We start from the raw sequence: 18,278 nt of genomic DNA, 5'->3' as shown, positions 1-18,278 counted from the left end.
GCTTATCTCATGACAAAACACAACCAATGTGTGAGGCCCTGAACCACTCAACAAACTTTCTGGAATACTCCGCAATGACATCCCCCAACTCATCCAATCGTCGCCATTTTTTGAAAACGGCTGCGGGCACCGTTGCCAGCTTTAACATTGTGCCGCGACACGTTCTCGGCGGCCCAGGCTTTGTGCCTCCGAGTGAAAAAGTGAATGTGGCCCTCATTGGTGCGGGGGGTCAGGGGCATTCCAATTTGAAGAACCTCTTTCAGCTCGATGATGTCCAGGTCATCGCCGTGGCGGATCCGGCTGAAGGTTACGATCCTAAGCTCTCGCACGCCTATTACAAAGACATGGCCGGTCGCATACCGACGAAGGCGATGATCGAGAAGCACTACGCTGAAAAATCTCCCAACTTCAGCTGCGCGCCTTATGAAGACTTCCGGGTGATGCTGGAGAAAGAGAAGTCCATCGATGCCGTGCTCTGTGCGACCCCGGACCATACCCATGCCTACATCTCCGTGCACGCCATGCGTGCCGGTAAACACGTGTATTGTGAAAAGCCCCTCACGCATAATATTTGGGAAGCTCGGCAGGTGGCCAAGGTTGCGGCAGAAACTGGAGTCGCCACTCAAATGGGCAGCCAAGGCCATTCCTCCGTGGGCACGCGCGAGACCATCGAATACATCCAAGGCGGAGCGATTGGCACCGTCAAGGAAGTGCATGTCTGGGTGCCGGCTACCCGCTATAACATCGAATTGAAAGGCTACCCAGAGGACAAACCTGCCTTACCTGCGGGTCTCAACTGGGATCTCTGGCTTGGACCACGTTCGGGGCGCGATTACCACCCAGCCTATCATCCCTTTTCTTGGCGTGATTTCTGGGCCTTTGGCAGTTCGGGGCTAGGCGACTTCGGCACTCATGATATGAACAGTGCTGTGCGTGCTCTGGAGCTTTGGTCGCCTAACTTGGTGGAGGCTTACAGCATCGGCTTCAGCAATGAGCATATCGCTCCTTACGGTTCGATGATTCACTTCCACTTCCCGGCCAATGAGAAACGGGGCCCGATTGTCCTGAACTGGTATACGGGTGGTGGACGCCCTGCGCATCACGAGGCTCTGGGAGCTTACACCTTGCCTCGTCGAGGTGCCCTCTATGTCGGAGATAAAGGCGTGATTCAGACCGATGGCAGCGGTGGTCCACCCCGTCTCTTCCCCGACACACGCCGTAAAGAGTTCGTCAAACCCGAGCCGCGCCTGAAGCGTTCCAACGGGCATCATCGCGACTGGATCGATGCGTGCAAAGGGGGTGCTCCCGCTTCCTGCCCGTTTGATTACGGAGCACAGCTCACGGAGACGGTCTTGCTTGGCGTGTTGTCTCAGCGCCTGGGTAAACCCCTGAAGTGGGATGCCAAAAACATGAAGGTGGAAGGCAATGCGGAGGCTGATGCCTTCATTCGTGAAGCCGCACGACCTGGATGGGACATCGTCTGATCCATTCTTTGTAACCTTGCCTAGCCTGCCATGTCCGATTCCATCACTTTCGTCTCGCTAACGCTCAATCACGAGGAAGCGGTGGCACGTTTGATCCATCAGGCCCTCGTTCAGTGGTATCAGAGTCGTCTCGGCCAGGGTGCACGCTTTGGGGAGAGCCACGAGCCTTTTCTCCAGTTTCCACGAGTCTATGAGGATCTGGATCCTGGAGAAGCGATTGCGGCTTGGGATCACGTCACAAAGACCCTGTTAGGCGTTTGTTTCACCCATGAGCGCGAGACACATCTCTCCATCGGCATCGTAGCCACGGCTCCTGAAGCCAGTGGTCGGGGTATCGCGCGGCGAATGATGGAGGCGGCGTTGGAAAAAGCTCGTGCGGCAGGTAAACCCGCCCGTTTGGTATCCAGCCTGTTGAATATCGATTCCTTCTCGCTTTACACACGTTTGGGTTTCGTTCCAGGTCTCATCTTTCAGGATCTGATGATGAAGGTCCCTGAGGATGGTTTGAAGGCAACACCTCCTCCCGGCATCGAGCGGGTCAGACTGGCTCACACGGATGAAGCCGCCGCTCTTGCTGATCTGGAGCACAAGCTTCAGCACATTCGTCGAGAGAAAGACTACCGTTACTTCCTGGCCGACGAATCCGGCGCGTGGCAGGTGCTCGTGGCGGAAAACGCCGAGGGAGAGCGACAAGGCTGCTTGGTCATTGGACTGAGCTTTGGCATGCTCGGCCCCGGCTTTGCGGTGGATGCTACAGCAGCCTTGGCCCTTCTATGGCAGGGACTGGATACCATGCGGGGTCGCAGCCCGGTGTTTCTCGTGCCTTGCCGTGAAGCAGCCCTGGTGAAGAGGCTGTATAGCTGGGGTGCCCGCAATGTGGAACTGCACGTGGCTCAAAGCACAGCTCCAGGAACTGAGACAATAGGCATCTGCTTCCCCACCTTCCTGCCTGAATCTGCTTGAGCCCTTCTTCAAGGATTCGCCGGTGGTAGCTTGCAGGATTGCCAAGCCAGGAATCGCCATTGTCCCTGCTCCAGCCTCCACACCGCCAGGAAGCTGAGGATGCTGTCCATCTTGCCCTTCGCCGTCTCTGCTTGAATGCGTGCCTGCCCTGCCATGAGCGCGATATCGGGTGCAGGGAACGTGAAGGAACGTTCCACATAATCATACTCCACATACTTGGTGGTTCCTGAGGTCAGGACTTCGATCAAAGAAGCCTTGGTATCCACGACGCCATTCGAGTGGGCATAACGCAGCTCATCTGAAAATACGGCCTGAAGCTGATCCACACTGACTTTCTTCATGGCCGTGACCCGCGCATCATCTGCGGCGGCGACCGAAGCACGCTTGGTTTCATCCGCTTGAGCGGAGAGGATCAAGCCCAGACAAATCGCGAACCCCAGAAAGTATTTTTTGCTCATAAAAGATGATCATCGGTTAGGCAGGGATTTCAGCCAAGCCAAATTGAACGCGTAATGATTCTTGCTGGTGATGAGTTGGATCTTGCCGTCACGGCTCTGAGTCATTGCGAGGTAGCCGCAAGGTTCGGCCATCGTGTCGCTCAAAGTGAACTGCACGCGATCAATCGCGTTCACCTGCCGCGCTGCCCCTCCAGGTGTGATCAGACGCTGAACCGCCCAAGTCTTGCCTTCATCATACGACAACGCGGCAAAGAGGCCAAATCCCGTGAACTCGCCACCACCTGCCTGCTTGAAAGACATGCCTTTACGGTTCTTCCAGTCGCGCCATTGATCCGTGAAGCTGCACAACAGAATTGCTCCGTCCTGAAGGCGGATCATTGCCGCACGCTGCACACTGCTGATGGCGGGAAAAGGTGTCACATCATACATCCAGGTTTTCCCCAGATCCGCCGTGAAGCTGACCGGTGTCTTGAAGCCAAACTTCGCCTGATCTTCTTCGGGGTCATTCCGGCTCACCGCCATGATCCGGCCATCTTTGAGCTGCACGATGGGCGCATGAATGCCGGGATAACGAAAGCCTTGGCCTCCAGGTCGAAAATCACTCTCGCGTTTGGCCACATCATTGAAGCTCCAGCTCTTGCCACCATCTTGGCTGTAAACCAAGCTGACCTGACGCACGTCATGAGAGATCACCAGCGTGCCATCGGTCAGTCGGATCACCTGATTGCCAAATTCCCCGGGTGGCTGAATGGAAAGCGCCTTGGACCACGTGGCCCCATTGTCTGTCGAAGTGCGGACAATGTTCTCTCTCAAACCGCGTGCGAAATGATACATCGTTTGTTCGCCATCCCACCAGACCTTGGGACCGTGATCATTGATATCCACGCCATCCCAAAATACGGAAGCAGGCTCCCACTCGGTTTGACCACGGCGCAAGCGACTGGCGACATTGCTTAACTCCGCGCCATCCTCATTGGCGCAGGAATACCACACGGCCAGCAGATCTCCATTTGGGCATTCCGTGATGGAGGGGCTGTGATTGTGCCGGAAGAACACCGGTCCATAAGACGGCTCCGGGATTTTGACATAGGGTTTGGGGCCTTCGAAGAAAGGCTCGGTTTCCGAAACAGCAGCGATCTTAGCGAGGCTCTGAGACACATCCCGAGCATACAAAGGCACCTCTGCCGGAGTGGCGTAGGCCCCTTTGGGCAACGCACCCGCGACGACTCGGAAACCGATGCGATCACTCCGAGCCTCTGGCAACCAAGCTCCGCGATTGGCGGAACGGATGACACGTGTGAAGATGGAGTGATGGCCGCCACGGAACACTTTGAAGTCCCCGTCTTGAGCTCCTAACGGGTTGGTTTGAGCCGCAGCAGCATAAGGCCCAAACCAATCCGCGCACCACTCGGCCACGTTGCCATGCATGTCTTGCAAGCCCCATAGATTCGCTGCCGTGAGCCCGACCTTCAGCATTTCTTGGTTCGGCACCTCAGTGCGATATTCCGCTGGCAGTGTTTTCCCTGGGAAATATCGATCCCGAAACCCGATGTCCGATCCCCATTTCTGGAAGCTGGCGGGTAAGGTATCTCCCGTATGAAACAGGGTCTTCGTGCCAGCCCTGCAAGCATACTCCCACTCAGCTTCCGTCGGCAGACGGTAGGGGCGTTTTTCTTTTTCCGATAACCATTCACAGAAGGCCATCGCGTCCTGCCAACTCACCTGCGTCACGGCATCCTCGTCATAGCCCTTCCCTTTCAGATGCTCAGGCTTGAACTGACGATACTGAGCCACTGTGACCTCCGTCACACTCATGTGAAAGCTTTGTGTTAAAGTGACCTGATGCGCGGGTTTTTCATCGGAGTCGGCATCATCGAACTTCTCGGGATGCTTCAGCATCTGATGATCCGTCTGCGGCCCATCTTGGCCCATGACAAATGTGCCGGGCTGAATCGGCACCAAGCGCATGCCCAGGGAATTGACGAAATCATCAGCTGCGGAGAGAGAGCATGCCCATGAGACCACTCCGAAGAGCATCCCAATCCAGGACAGACGAAGAGTCAAAACTCGCATGGTTTTAAAGGGTGATTTAATGAGGCTGCGGAGGAGTCCAGAACGTGCCTTCGATCGCGCGATCCTCTTCGCGTGGGCCATTGTAATAATACACATTGAAGATCTCGCCATCGGGTCGAACCAGAGCGCGTGGATAACCCAGATCACCATCGAAGCCATCGTCACGAATGACGATTTCGGGCAACCAGGTTTTGCCTTCGTCCGCACTGATGCGTGCTCGCATACCGGTCGGTTTCCGACGGTAACCATAGGTCACGCACAGGCGACCATCGGGGAGCAATACCGTCGCGGGAGGATTGCCTCCGATGTTCCCGGTGACCGCACTCACATGAGTCCAGTTTTGACCGAGGTCATCACTGCGCCAAAGCTCAATACTCGCGCTCGGTTTGCCCATGCGGATGGTCGTCAGCAGCGTTCCTGCTGGAGTCCGCACCGTGCTCGGCATGATGGCAAAACCGCCGGGCTGAGGTTCTTCTCCAATGTAAGACACGAACGTCCATGTCAGACCACCATCGGTGGTGCGTGCGCAGAAGACATGGCCTTCCTTGCCATCGTTCTTTTTACCGCAGCTGCCAAACATCAAACAGTCACGGGGTCCAAGAACGATGAGATCCGTGCGAGTGCAAATGCCCTCGACCCCCTCCACCTCAAAAGCATAAGGCCCACGCCAAGTCTTGCAGCGGTCCAGGCTTGTGTAGAACCACGACGGCCCCCTATGCAATCCGCCGAAGCAGAACATGAGAGCCGAGTCTGGAGCTGTGAAGTCCAGGGGCTCCTTCAGGGCGGTTGCTTTCACTTCTTTTTTACGATCTGCAAAAGGCACATCCTCTTCGGTCTTCCACGTCTTACCTCCATCCAGACTGCGCGCCTGGATCTCATAGGAAGGCTTGGTGCGATCAATCCGATGGTCTGTTGTCGTTGATTTATACCACGTGGAGGTGAAACCGACGACCAGTTCGTCCCCCCATTGCCACAGGCCATGGTTGGCAGGCCAGCCGCCATAACGGCCTGGTTCTTTGTAGATGATCACATTCTCACGTGTGGCTGGGCTGACCGTAGGCAGCTCGGACGCCGACGTGTCTAGCTTCAAGATTTCGAGCTTCGTGTCGGCTAGAGCCACTGAGGCAAGGGCCATCCACGAGGCACTGAGAAGGAACTTCGTCATGAGTTGAAGGGGGCCTATCTGGGTGATGAGGAGGACCTCAAACCTGAAAAATGCGGGTCGAGAAATCGACCAATCACTGGGGCCACTGGCCGTCCACGAGATCCCGGAGAGTCAGCTTCGTGGGATCAATCACCACATGCTTCACCTTCTGGCGCTTCCACGTGTAGGTGGCATGGACCAAACCATCGCTGGTTTGAATGATGGAAGGATAGCTGTATTCGCCCGGCTCACTCTCCAGCACCAGCCCCGCCTGCCAGGTGTGACCATCTTTCGAGGCGGAAATATTCAGAGGCGTACGCTTGCCCCCCCACTTGCCGGGGGTGCCGCCGATATGATTGTAGATGATGAGGTGGGTGCCGTCCTTCAGCGTCACAGCATCTGTGCCACTGTTATTGTTAGGCAGAGATCCCAGAGTCATCTCGCCCCAAGTTTGACCGCCATCGTCGGACTGCACTTCGAAGATTTTATCCTGCCGAGAACGACCAATCGCCAGGAGCTTTTCACCGCCGAGGAAGAGAATGCTGGGCTGGATGGCCTGGATCTGCACCCCATCATTCACAGGCCCCATCAACTCCCAGGTTTTACCCAGATCGCGAGTGCGTTCAAAGTGAACCATCCACTTGCTGGGTTTCTCATGCGTCTCGTTGCTGGTGGGGCACAGAATGCTGCCGTCCGCCAATTGCACGGGTTTGTTCTTGATGGGGCCGAGAATACCTTCAGGCAAACGTCGTGGCTGTTCCCAGGTCTGGCCTCCATCGGTCGAAGTGGTGAGCATGCCCCACCATTCCTCTGGATTTGGACCTGCCTTATAAAACAGCATCAGAGGCCCTTCCTTGGGCTGAAACAAGACGGGATTCCAGGTGGGATGACGCACCACTGTGCCATCGGCCTTGGTGTATTGAATGCCATTCGCCACTTCCACACTCGGCGTCCACTTCCCATCCACGAGGCGTGAGACCCAAATGCCCACGTCAGGGTTCTTTTCATGCGTACCGCCAAACCACGCAGACACCAAGCCCGTCGGGGTTTCCACAATCGTCGTTGCATGGATCTGTGGGTAAGGTCCCGTATCGTAAATGAACTCAGACTTGAGCAAAGCGGGGTCAGCGGCTGTGGACAACCACGGAAGACACAGAAGACACGGAAGGAGGAGCGATTTGAGAGACATGGTTGGAGGTAGGTCGAATGAAATGGCGAATCAATGAATCAGACCGAGTGCGGTGAGTCTTTCACGGATCAATTCCCGTTCGGGCGGATTGAAGCGATGGAAAGGTTCGGCCACTTGATCATCACAGATCCCCAGCAGTGAAAGGGCACACTTGATGCCTTTGATGATGGCACTCTTGTGCCTGCCGACGGTGTAGATGCTGCCCGCCAAGCTCATGACTTGGCGATGCAGCTCACGCGTCCGTTGAAGATCCTGTGCGGCGGCGGCCTCATACATCTTCACATAGAGTGACGGATGTAAATTCGCGCCGCCATTGATGCCACCATGCCCACCCAGCAGAACGGCCTCTGCAGTCAGCTCCTCCGGTCCCACCAGGATGCTCCATTCCGGTCTCTGATGCGCCACCTCGATGAGACGGTGAAAGTAAATCATGTCACAAGAACTGTCCTTCACCCCACAGATGCCAGGCATGTCGAGCGCACGCCGAACCAGATCAATCTCAAAACTAACCTTCGTTAGGCCGGGCATGTTATAGAGGAACAGCGGCAAGGGCATTTCCTCTACCAGATCCTGAATGTATTCCATCAACTCCGGAGGAGCGGCAGGAAAGTAGTAGGGAGGAGCCGTGACGACCGCGCTCGCCCCTTGATCCGCAGAATAGCGAGCGAGATCCACGCTTTCGACAAAAGCGGTGTCGGTAATGCCCACCAAGACTGGCACCCGTCCCTTCACCAACTGACAGGTGCGCTCGATCAGCTCCCTCCGCAGGCGGTAGCTCAGACTCGGGGCCTCGCCTGTGGTTCCCAAAATGAAAAGACCATGCACACCCCCTGAGAGCAGATGCTCAATCAAACGCTCAAGACCGGCGACATCCAAAGTATCACGGCCGGAAAGTGGAGTCACGAGGGGCGGAATGATCCCGCGAAGAGGTTGGGGTAGGGACATGGTGGGTAGTTTCACAGCTTGCCTCTTCCGCCACTCCATTCGCAACTCCTTGCTTGTGCCCATCTTTGGCAGACGGATGACGATTCTTGACCGTGGCAAATCGGCCTGAAGCCCAAGTAGGATGCGTGAGGGGCCAGAGTTCGGGTTGCCAAACGGCGAGGCCAGGCGCTAGGATCACCGTGCATGAGCCCCACGACCGATCTGCCGAAGTATCGCCCCGACCTCATTGGTGAAGACGCGGGGGATGAGTGTTACCTTGACCTGACGCCCGAGGAACCCCGGCAGGAGACCCGCATGGTCTTCTGCTGGTGCCCGCCTGCGCCGGAGCAAAAGCTGCCCGGCTTCTGGCTGGGGAAGTACCTCGTCACCCAGGCGCAGTGGGTGGCACTGGGGCTGCGAAACCGGAGCGGCTTCAACGAAAGCCCGCAGCAGCCAGTGGATCACGTCTCCTGGCACGATGCGGGCGAGTTCGCCCAGAAATCACGGGACGTGATGCCCGCAGGCTATGAACTCTGGCTGCCAGCAGAGGCGCAGTGGGAGCGTGCCTGCCGGGCGGGGCGGGACATGGATTTCGGCATCGGCTCTGGGCACAGCCTGAATAGTCAGTTGGCGAATTTTAACGGGAATCATCCAGCAGGCGAAGGCAGGGGTTGGTTTAAATGGCTCTACCGTCAGAAGACCCTTCCCGTGGGCTGCCTCCCGTCGAATGACTGGGGCCTGCATGACATGCACGGCCAGCTCTGGGAGTGGTGTGCTGAACGTTACGCTCAAGGGAGCGACTCCCGCGTCCTGCGCGGCGGCTCCTGGGACGACGACGGCTGGTACGCCGCTGCCGGCTTCCGCTACAGGGACGTGCCGCTGGACCGCCACGAGTCCTTCGGCCTGCGTGTCTCCCCCAGTTCCATCCAGTTCAGGGCCGGAGGCCAAAAGAGCGCAACGAGGTACGAGTGAAGCGATCCACTCTGCGCAGCAGCCGAAATTTTTTCTCAAGCCTGATTCCATGCCCTTTGCCTTCTTCAGCATCCCCGCCGCAGCCCGCCCGGACGTGGCAGCGGAACTGAATGCCTTTCTCCGCAGCCACCGCGTGCTGCGGGTGACGCAGCAGTGGCATGAGAAAGAGGGGGCGTGGGCATTCAGCGTGGAGTATGTGGACGGGCCAGGGAACAGCAGCACTTGCAGCCCGGCTAGCGACAAGGTGGACTACAAGGAGACACTGCCGCCGGAGCAGTTTGAGCTCTTCGCCCGGCTGCGTACGTTGAGGAAGACCATCGCTGAAAGGGAGGGAACACCGGTCTTCGCCGTGTTCAGCAATGCGCAACTGGCGGAGATCGTGCAGCGCGGCTGCCAGAGCACGGCGGAGCTGCGGGCCATCAGCGGCGTGGGAGAGGCCCGCGTGGCGAAGTACGGTGCCGAGGTTCTGGAAGTGCTGAAGGGAGGGACCAAACCTTCATGAGAAGTGTCGGCGGTCTCATGCAGGCGATGGTGACGCGAGAGAACCTGACCGCTGCTGTGTGGCTGGCAGCCAAGGGGCGGCGGCAGCAGCCTGCCGTACGGACTTTCCTAGCAAATCTGAGTGTCGAGCTGGACGCGCTGCAAAGCCAGCTCACCTCCGGTGAGTTGCACTGCGGGGAGTGCCACACCTTTACCATTCATGATCCGAAGGAGCGCCTGATCACCGCACCGGTCTTTCGTGAGCGGGTGCTGCATCACGCCATCATGCGGGTGTGCGGCCCGGTGCTGGAGCGGCGGCTCATCCACCACAGCTATGCCTGCCGTGTAGGAAAGGGAACCTATGCCGCGCTGGAGGCTGCCCAGGCCGCAGCAAGGAAAGGGACGTGGTTTGTGAAGCTGGATGTGCGGAAGTATTTCCAGAGCATTGACCATGGGCGGCTCATGGCGCGGCTGGCGCGCGTGTTCCGGGAGAGGCAGGTATTGGACACTTTCCGTCTGCTGCTGGCGGCCTATGCACCCCAGCCGGGCCGGGGCCTGCCCATCGGCACGCTCATCTCCCAGCATTTGGCGAATTTTTACCTCGCCACGCTGGATGTGAAAGCGGTGCAGGACCTGCGCCCACTTGGCTACGTGCGCTACATGGATGACATGGCGCTGTGGGTGGCAGATGCCGCCGCTGCCAAGTACGCCCGGGAGAGCCTGGTGGCCTTTGCGCAGCATGAGCTGGGACTGGAAATGAAGACGGCCTTCATCAACCGCAGTCAGCACGGGATGGACTTCCTGGGTCACCGGGTCTTCCCCCATCGGCTGGGGCTGAACCATGCCAGCCGCAGGCGCTACCAGCACCGGTTGCAGGATCTCATGAATGATGAGGAGATCAGTGAAGCCACGGCCCAGGAACGCGCCGTGGCGCTGACAGCCTTCACTCAGCGTGCCGACTGCGTGAGCTGGCGGCGGCGAGTGATCATGACTTTGGGCGGCGGGCCACGGGCGACAAGCGCGTCCTGCGCGGCGGCTCCTGGAACAACAACGGCAGGAACGCCGCTGCCAGCATCCGCAACAGGAACGAGCCGCAGAACCGCAACGAGAACATCGGCCTGCGTGTCTCCCCCAGCTCCAGCCGGAGCCCGGAGCGCCTGGATGGAACCGGCCTGCTGTCCAGCTCCACAGCCGTTTGCTGTGGACGAAACCCAAAGCACCCCGCCGCCGGTCCGTAGCCCCAGGGTGCAGCGCACCGGGCCAGCACGGGCGGCGGGGACATTTTCTCAAGCCACACCGTCATGAGCATCCCGAACCTGACTGAAGCCCAAAAGCGCATCCATTTCTGCCACCGGAAACGGCGGAACCACCTCAACCTCGCGGAGCTGGGGCTGCGCACGGCGGATCTGGACGCGGTCCCCGAGTTTGCCCAGCTCACGCAGCTCGAATTTCTCGACCTGACCGGGAATGAGCTGACAGAGCTGCCACGTGGCCTGAGCCGGTTCACCCAACTGCGCTGGCTGGGGCTGAATTTTAACCGGCTGGCAAGTGTGGGAGGAGTGGAGTGGCTTCATCGGCTGGAGAGGCTGTACCTCCGGGACAACCGGGTGATCTCCCTGCCCTTCGCCATCGGCCTGCTGGATCGGCTGGTGGAACTGGACCTGACGGCCAATCCGCTAGGTGAGCTGCCCCTTTCCATGGGCCTGCTGGATGCGCTGGAGCATGTGGCCCTGGAGGACAGTCAACTGATCCCTGATCAGCGGTCTGCCTGGAAGCAGAAAGCGTGGCCCTCCCTGAAGAAACACCTGCGGATGACGGATTCTGCGATCACTCGCGAGATGCTGGCACAGCATCGAGAACGTCATGCCTGTGACGGCCTCGAGGCGGCTCCGACCATCACCTTCTATGCCGCGAAGCTTATCCTCATCGGAGACAAGGGGCATGGGAAGACTTGCCTGCAAAAGGCTCTGCGTGGGTTACAGGTCACTGAGAAGGTGGGGAAAGACGGAGATACCTTTAGCGAGAGCACCGAGGGCATGAACCGTTCGCTTCTCCGCTTGGACAAAAACGGGCGGGTGCTGGCGCAACTGGACGCCGACGCGCATGTGGAGCCGGGGCGGGACGGTCTGGACTTTCACATCTGGGACATGGGCGGGCAGCATGATTACCGGCACATGCACCAGATGCTTTTCTCTCCGCAAGCCATTTATCTGGCGGTCATGATCCCACGGGGGAAGGATGACGCAGACCGCGGCCTGCATCGTTGGCTGGAGCTGGTACAACGCCGCACGCAGGGGAACGCCCGCGTGCTGGTGATCTGCACGCGCGGACGGCAGGATGCATCCCTGAAGCTGGAGGACCTCCAGCGCGAGTTTCCCCAACTTACCTTCCACGGGCTGCATGTGGTGGACAGCGTGAAAGGCACGGGCATCCCGAAATTGCGGCGAGAGCTGGCGGGGATCGTAAGCGATAAAAAAGGTCCTTATGCCCAACGGTGGCAGCCTGGATGGGCGGGCGTGTTTCAGGCTCTCCAAGGACACGCGGAGCAATACCTGAGCTGTGACGAGGTGCGGGGCATCTGCGATAAGCATGGCATCAGGGATGGAGACGCCCAGGAAATTTTCATTCGCACGGGGCATCTCATCGGCACTTGGCTGTGGCGGGAGGATACTCCGGCAGGGAAAGGCGTGGTGGTTCTGAAACCGGAATGGCTGAATCGGGCGGTGGCCCGTGTACTGGACGATGAACCCGCCCGCAAGGCGCATGGCGTGATCCGACTGGACCACCTGAAGAAGCTGTGGCTGGCAAAGGCCCGCGATGGGGCACAGCCATTCCCCGCAGAGACCCATAACATGCTGCTCCAGCTCATGGAAATCAACGAACTGGCCTACCGCCCGAAGCGGCCCGGCCAGAAACACGGCGAGGGTGATCTGCTGCTGATGACGCAGATGGTGCAGGAGCTGCCGCCTACACGGCTGGATGAGGTGTGGCCTGTGGAAACACCCCAGAACTATCGCGAGTCACGCCGCACGATCCTCTTTGCCGATCAATCTGGCAGCCTGCAGCCGGGCGAGGTGCCGGAGCTCATTTACCTGCTGATCTTCCGCCTGCGCTCCCTCAGCCTGGGGCACACCAACCCCGATGAAGCCATTCACTGGCAACACGGGCTGGTCGTGAGCGACAAGAACCATAGCATGGCCCGCATTGAGCTGAAGGAGCGCGAGCTGCACATCAAGCTGCGTTACCTGCGCAACGACAGCCTCTTTGACCTGATCGACCACCAGATCGGCGCAGACACGGACGAATGCTGGAATGGATTGAAAAAGACCCGCTACCTCAGTTGCAGCACCGCCTGCCGCCAACCGCGACACGACATGATGAATGGTCAGGGCCGCATTTCTGAGGACGCTTGCCACGAGAACCTGAAAGAGGGCTTCCCCGCAGTCAATTGTGCCTCATGCAATAAACCCGTGAAGCTAGAGGCCCTGTTCGCCGAATGTGCGACTCAGCAGGTCACCCTACTTGACTCACGGATCACCACTCTCATTGAGCAGATGGCAGAAGGCGGCACGGACTGGCAACGGACCGTATCAGGCAAGTTGGACCACATCGCCGAGGTGGTGACGACGATCCGCGATGAAGCCCGTGCTCATGCAAAAGACTGGATGAATGCCTTCTCCAACCGCGAGGACGATCGGCCACGGCTTTTCAGCATCCTGCCGGTAGAGAAAGAGTGGTGGAAAACGGGCCTGATGGAGACGGAGGTGGACATCACCATCTGGTGCGAGTGGTCTCTGGCCCCGGTGCCGTTCTTCGGGGAGAAGTATGGTAAAGACGGGCGTGGCACGCTGCGGGTGAAGGTGGGTCGAGAGTGGGTGAAACATGCGAAGAGGGCGATGCAGTTCACGAAGTTCGCGCTGCTGGCGTGGAAGACGGGTGGGCTGGCTGCTGGTGAGTATGTCTTACCCGCTGAGTGGAAGCCCAAGGTGGACGAATGGTCGAAAACTCAGGCCGACTTCGAAAAGGCGCTCCAAGACGACACCAACAAGGAGCTACGTGCTTACCTGAAACAAGCGGACGAAGCCGATGTAGAGGCCGGAATCTTTTCCAAGCTAGGTGTGGCCGGTTATGGTCTCCCCAAAGAGCAGGATGCCAAGTTTATTCACACCATGCGCGAGCTATTTGTGAAGCATGACTCCGAATGGGGAGGGCTAAAGCCTGTGCTCGAGGAATCGCGCTGGTATCGTGTGCATCCAAAGTGGCAGCAGTTTGGACGCAAGGTTTGATTTGGGTAACGAACTCCATGTTATGAAAGTCTCCGACACAGCTGATTACTTCTCCCAGCAGGTGCTGCGCACGCGGCGCTTTTTTGTGATGGAACCGAAAAGCAAGCGTGGGGAGAGTGGCGGCATCGCACTGGTGGCGGGTGGGTGCGAGTGGTGTGCGCCGGACTTTGTGATCAGTCGCACGACGTTTCCTTTCATCGCCTTCGAGTTCGTGGCTCGTGGCAAAGGTCAGGTGACCTTGGCGGGGAAGAAGCATGAGCTGTCGGCGGGGCATGCCTTCTTCTTTGATCCGGCGACGCCGCATGTGATCCAGTCGGACTACGGTGAGCCGATGGTGAAGTATTTTTTCAACTTCACCGGCTCCCGCGCCTCCGCCTTGTTGGGGGAACTGGGTCTCACGTCTGGGGTTCTCATCCGTGTGCTGGATGCCAGCCGTGTCATCAGCCTGCTGGAGGAAGTCATTGATCATGCGCTTCGTGGTGGGCGTCTAGGCCTCCGTGCTGCCAGTGCTGCTCTGGAGCATGCCTTGGTCCTGTGTGCCGACAGCCGTCAGCCAGCCACCACGAAACTCGACCCGGCTTATGCGACTTATCTGCGCTGCCGTGGGCACATCCTGAGGAACTACCCGGTGCTTGGCAACATCGAAGAAGCCGCGCGGCATTGCCATGTCTCAGCAGCCTATCTGACGCGCTTGTTCAAACGCTACGACGATGAGACGCCGCTTGCTTGTCTAACGAGGCTGAAGCTCTCCCAAGCCGCCATCAAACTGCGCCAACCGGATGCCCAAGTGAAAGCGGTCGCGAGTGAATTGGGTTACAAAAGCGCCGCTCACTTTTCACGGGCCTTCAAAGCCTGGAGTGGACGCTCACCCACGGAGTCACGCAGTGACCTCTAAATGCCCAAGGCAGCCTCCTTTGCCCTCACTTGGGCCATCCTTGCTAAAACCTGCTCATACGGGAAGCATACCCTTTGCTTCTGACTTGAATAAGAGACATCTCAAGGAGCTGCGCGGTGAGTGACCGCTCAGGAATTGAATCAACGACGGGTCGTGATGCCCTTCGTGATTCGCATGCTGAACCCTCCTTCCATGTCATGATCAAAATCGCCTTTTACGACACCAAGACCTATGACCGGGAAGCCGTCCTCGCAGCTCCAGGGGCGGGTGATATCGAGTGGACCTTCCATGATTTTCGGCTCACCACCGAGACGGCGGCAACGGCTGTGGGCATGGACGCCGTGTGCGTGTTTGTGAATGATCGATTGGATCGTCCTTGCTTAGAAAAGCTGGCTGAGGCAGGCGTCAAACGCGTGGCGCTGCGCTGCGCCGGATTTAATCAGGTGGATCTTCAAGCAGCGAAGAATTTGGGGATTTCCGTGACGCGTGTGCCAGCCTACTCGCCTCATGCCGTCGCTGAGCATACCGTGGCCTTGCTCATGACGTTGAATCGCAAGATTCATCGCGCCTACAACCGCGTTCGTGAGCACAACTTCTCATTGGCAGGACTGGTCGGCTTCGATCTCCATGGCAAGACCGTGGGGATCATCGGCACGGGGAAAATTGGACGCTGCGCCGCTGAGATCTTCCGTGGCTTTGGCTGTCACGTGCTCGCTCACGATCCCTTTCCGGTGACGGATTGGGCCAGCCAACAGGGCATTGTTTATGCTCCTTTGGACGACCTCTTTAGCCAGGCTGACATCATCTCCCTGCACCTGCCGCTGACACCGGAAAGCCACCACTTGATCGATGCCACCACCATCGCTCGCATGAAAACTGGGGCGTATCTCATCAATACAAGCCGTGGGAAGCTGGTGGATACACCTGCGGTCATTGAGGCTCTCAAGTCAGGTCACCTGGGTGGTGTGGCCTTGGATGTGTATGAGGAGGAGGAAGGTATCTTTTTCGAAGACCACTCCGGCCATGCGCTGCGTGACGACACCTTGGCCCTGCTGCTTTCGCTGCCCAATGTCCTGATCACCTCTCATCAAGCCTTTCTCACCCAAGAAGCCCTCGGAGAGATCGCCCGGGTCACCGTGGCGAATCTGGGCTTGGTGAATCAAGGCAGCGCTTTGCCGGATACACTTCTGACCTGAGTCCTTGCTTGGCAAAGGGCGATGGGCTGGCCACACTGCCAGCATGAATTTGCATGGACAAGTGTGTGTGATCACCGGAGCAGCCCGTGGCATCGGCTTAGCGACGGCGCAGCTTCTCGTCACCCGAGGCGCTAAGGTGGTGCTGGTGGATCAAGACTTTGCCGCTCTCACCGAAGCCTCTACGCGTTTACCCGAGACTCAGGTGCTTGCTGTCGTCGCCAACATCGCTCGGGGTGACGATGTGACTCGCATCGTGACCGAAACGACAGTTCACTTCGGCGACATCCAGGTTTGGATCAACAATGCTGGCCTCGCTCGACACCGCTGGATTCAGGACTACACCAAGGGGGAAATCGACCTGATGCTCGATGTGAACCTGAAGGGCACCATCCTTGGTTCTCAGGCTGCTCTGCGAGCCATGATGCCCCAGCGTCGAGGACACATCGTCAATGTCATTTCCACAGCCAGCTTGCGCGGTATTCCCAGTGAAACGGTCTATTGCGCGGCGAAATGGGGCGTGCGCGGCTTCACGCAAGGGCTGGCGGAAGAAGCTGCTGCGCATCGCATCCGCGTCACGGCGCTGCTTCCGGGCGGTGTGGACACGGCTTTCTGGGATGAAGCCTCCGAGCGTGATGCCCCGAAACAGCTGTTTCTCCAACCTCACCACATCGCTGACGGCATCGTCCGCTGCTTGGAGATGGATGATTTCTGCGTGCCGCGTGAGTTGGTGTTGCGCTCGTTGGACGACAGCGACTTCTCCGTTAAACCAGAGTGAGTGAGTGAGCCGCCCTGTGCGTGACGACTCACTCTAATCGATAAGACTTAGCCGATCTGAGCCAAGATCGCGGAAGCGATGCGGTCGGCTTGGGCTTCGAGATACTCGACATCGCGCCCCTCGATCAGGAGGCGAATGAGAGACTCCGTGCCGGAGTAGCGCAGGAGCACGCGACCGTAGTTGCCGAGTTTCTTCTCGGTCTCCTTAATGATCTTTTGAGCTTCAGTGAGATCCGTGATCGGTGGCTTCGAGCGCACACGCAAGTTGCGGGAGCTCTGGGGGAATTTCTTCAAGCACTTGCGGAGTTGGCTCAGCGGCTCCCCGGTTTCCTTCATGATCTTCAGCACCTGTAAGCCTGCGATGAGACCGTCTCCCGTGGAAGCCCAGTCACCGAAGATGATGTGACCGCTCTGCTCACCCCCGAGGTTCAAACCCCGGCTGTTCATCTCCTCCAGCACATAACGATCTCCCACATTCGTGCGGATGACCCGACCACCCAAACGCGAGACAAGATCGTCCAAGCCGTAATTGCTCATGATGGTCACGGCTAACGTATTTTGCTTCAGCGTGCCCTTACGCAGCATGGACTCTGCCGCGATGGCCATGAGTTCATCCCCATCCAGGGCAATGGCTTCCTCATCACAGAGAGCGATGCGGTCCGCGTCTCCATCGTGGGCGATCCCAGCCTGAGCTTGAGACTGGCGGACGAGGCGCTCCAACTCCTCGCTGTGAGTGCAGCCACACTCTTCATTGATGTTAAAACCATCAGGCTCGCTGTGAAACACCTGAACATCGGCACCGAGTTGCTCCAGAGCCAGAGCGCTGGTGTAGGAGGCGGCTCCATGGGCATTGTCCAAGGCCACGCGCATCCCATCCAGTCGCACGCCACCCATACTCGCCACGGCATGGGCGACATAACGCTCCACGCTGTCGGTCATGCGACTGACCCGACCGATGCCACGGCCTTCAGGGCGGATCGCTTCCTCGGCATTGCCCAGCACGATCTTTTCAATGGCCAGCTCGGTCTGGTCATTCAACTTGCGCCCATTGCCGTGGACGAACTTGATGCCGTTGTCTTCAAAGGGGTTGTGCGAGGCACTGACGATCACGCCGAAATTGGCTCCCGACTGTGCCGCTAGCATGGCCACGGCAGGGGTCGGGATCATTCCGGCCAGCACCACATCCACTCCAGCCGAGTTCAAGCCAGCCACCAAGGCGGCTTCCAGCATCTCGCCTGAAGCGCGGGTGTCACGACCGATGATGGCACGTGGACGCTCCCCCCCTTCGGTCCGGTTTCCCAAAATGGTGGCTGCCGCCTGTCCCAGACGTAAGACAAACTCAGGGGTCATGGGGTGACGGTTGGCCACGGCGCGAACGCCGTCGGTGCCGAAGAATTGACGCTTTTCAGACATAAGAGAGCGCGCCGTTTAACGCAGAAG

The 18,278-nt window shown here is 58.5% G+C and carries 15 protein-coding genes; 9 read left to right on the top strand and 6 right to left on the bottom strand.

Going from position 1 to position 18,278, the window contains the following annotated elements; genetic code table 11:
• The first annotated feature begins 149 nt into the window (after nucleotides 1-149).
• On the top strand, nucleotides 150-1,484 hold the full coding sequence (locus B5D61_RS16490; protein WP_217699005.1) for a Gfo/Idh/MocA family protein: 1,335 nt from the start codon (nucleotides 150-152) through the stop codon (nucleotides 1,482-1,484).
• Between the two features lie 30 nt (nucleotides 1,485-1,514).
• A complete protein-coding gene (locus tag B5D61_RS16485; RefSeq protein WP_078814513.1) occupies nucleotides 1,515-2,447 on the top strand; it encodes a GNAT family N-acetyltransferase in 933 nt (310 codons plus the stop codon).
• Nucleotides 2,448-2,455: 8 nt separating this feature from the next.
• On the opposite strand, the gene B5D61_RS16480 is transcribed toward B5D61_RS16485, so the two are convergent.
• The 5 genes from B5D61_RS16480 to B5D61_RS16460 all read right to left on the bottom strand — a co-directional run bounded on the left by B5D61_RS16480 (nucleotide 2,456) and on the right by B5D61_RS16460 (nucleotide 8,256).
• The gene (locus B5D61_RS16480) at nucleotides 2,456-2,905 is read right to left on the bottom strand and encodes a nuclear transport factor 2 family protein (protein ID WP_078814512.1); all 450 of its coding nucleotides are present in this window, start codon (nucleotides 2,903-2,905) and stop codon (nucleotides 2,456-2,458) included.
• 9 nt (nucleotides 2,906-2,914) lie between these two features.
• A complete protein-coding gene (locus B5D61_RS16475; RefSeq protein WP_176159483.1) occupies nucleotides 2,915-4,978 on the bottom strand; it encodes an SUMF1/EgtB/PvdO family nonheme iron enzyme in 2,064 nt (687 codons plus the stop codon).
• 16 nt (nucleotides 4,979-4,994) lie between these two features.
• Complete coding sequence (locus tag B5D61_RS16470) at nucleotides 4,995-6,143, bottom strand: sialidase family protein (protein WP_078814510.1); 1,149 nt, start codon at nucleotides 6,141-6,143, stop codon at nucleotides 4,995-4,997.
• A gap of 73 nt (nucleotides 6,144-6,216) precedes the next feature.
• Entirely contained in the window at nucleotides 6,217-7,311 is a 1,095-nt protein-coding gene (locus tag B5D61_RS16465; RefSeq protein ID WP_078814509.1) for a sialidase family protein, read from the bottom strand.
• A 30-nt stretch (nucleotides 7,312-7,341) separates the two neighbouring features.
• Nucleotides 7,342-8,256 carry a dihydrodipicolinate synthase family protein gene (locus B5D61_RS16460; protein WP_078814508.1) on the bottom strand — a complete coding sequence of 305 codons (915 nt, stop codon included), beginning with the start codon at nucleotides 8,254-8,256 and terminating at the stop codon, nucleotides 7,342-7,344.
• A 183-nt stretch (nucleotides 8,257-8,439) separates the two neighbouring features.
• Between B5D61_RS16460 and B5D61_RS16455 the strand changes: the two genes are divergently transcribed.
• The 7 genes from B5D61_RS16455 to B5D61_RS16425 all read left to right on the top strand — a co-directional run bounded on the left by B5D61_RS16455 (nucleotide 8,440) and on the right by B5D61_RS16425 (nucleotide 16,839).
• Nucleotides 8,440-9,207 (top strand): formylglycine-generating enzyme family protein, encoded by a 768-nt coding sequence (locus B5D61_RS16455; RefSeq protein WP_078814507.1) that lies wholly within the window; start codon nucleotides 8,440-8,442, stop codon nucleotides 9,205-9,207.
• 49 nt (nucleotides 9,208-9,256) lie between these two features.
• Nucleotides 9,257-9,709 (top strand): HRDC domain-containing protein, encoded by a 453-nt coding sequence (locus B5D61_RS16450; protein ID WP_078814506.1) that lies wholly within the window; start codon nucleotides 9,257-9,259, stop codon nucleotides 9,707-9,709.
• Nucleotides 9,706-10,992 carry a reverse transcriptase/maturase family protein gene (locus B5D61_RS16445; protein ID WP_078814505.1) on the top strand — a complete coding sequence of 429 codons (1,287 nt, stop codon included), beginning with the start codon at nucleotides 9,706-9,708 and terminating at the stop codon, nucleotides 10,990-10,992. Before B5D61_RS16450 ends, B5D61_RS16445 begins: the two co-directional genes overlap by 4 nt.
• Nucleotides 10,989-13,973 (top strand): COR domain-containing protein, encoded by a 2,985-nt coding sequence (locus B5D61_RS16440; RefSeq protein WP_078814504.1) that lies wholly within the window; start codon nucleotides 10,989-10,991, stop codon nucleotides 13,971-13,973. The genes B5D61_RS16445 and B5D61_RS16440 overlap by 4 nt, the downstream gene beginning before the upstream one ends.
• Before the next feature lie 22 nt (nucleotides 13,974-13,995).
• A complete protein-coding gene (locus B5D61_RS16435; RefSeq protein ID WP_078814503.1) occupies nucleotides 13,996-14,868 on the top strand; it encodes a helix-turn-helix transcriptional regulator in 873 nt (290 codons plus the stop codon).
• A gap of 200 nt (nucleotides 14,869-15,068) precedes the next feature.
• Nucleotides 15,069-16,064, top strand: coding sequence for a 2-hydroxyacid dehydrogenase (locus B5D61_RS16430; protein WP_078814547.1), 996 nt, complete (start codon nucleotides 15,069-15,071; stop codon nucleotides 16,062-16,064).
• Nucleotides 16,065-16,107: 43 nt separating this feature from the next.
• Nucleotides 16,108-16,839: an SDR family oxidoreductase gene (locus tag B5D61_RS16425; protein WP_078814502.1), complete on the top strand. Its 732-nt coding sequence runs from the start codon at nucleotides 16,108-16,110 to the stop codon at nucleotides 16,837-16,839.
• Nucleotides 16,840-16,886: 47 nt separating this feature from the next.
• On the opposite strand, the gene glmM is transcribed toward B5D61_RS16425, so the two are convergent.
• The gene (gene glmM, locus B5D61_RS16420) at nucleotides 16,887-18,251 is read right to left on the bottom strand and encodes a phosphoglucosamine mutase (RefSeq protein WP_078814501.1); all 1,365 of its coding nucleotides are present in this window, start codon (nucleotides 18,249-18,251) and stop codon (nucleotides 16,887-16,889) included.
• Nucleotides 18,252-18,278 lie beyond the last annotated feature (27 nt).

It is taken from the genome of Prosthecobacter debontii (assembly GCF_900167535.1).
Taxonomy (GTDB): domain Bacteria; phylum Verrucomicrobiota; class Verrucomicrobiia; order Verrucomicrobiales; family Verrucomicrobiaceae; genus Prosthecobacter; species Prosthecobacter debontii.
This window is presented reverse-complemented; position numbering and strand designations above follow the sequence as displayed.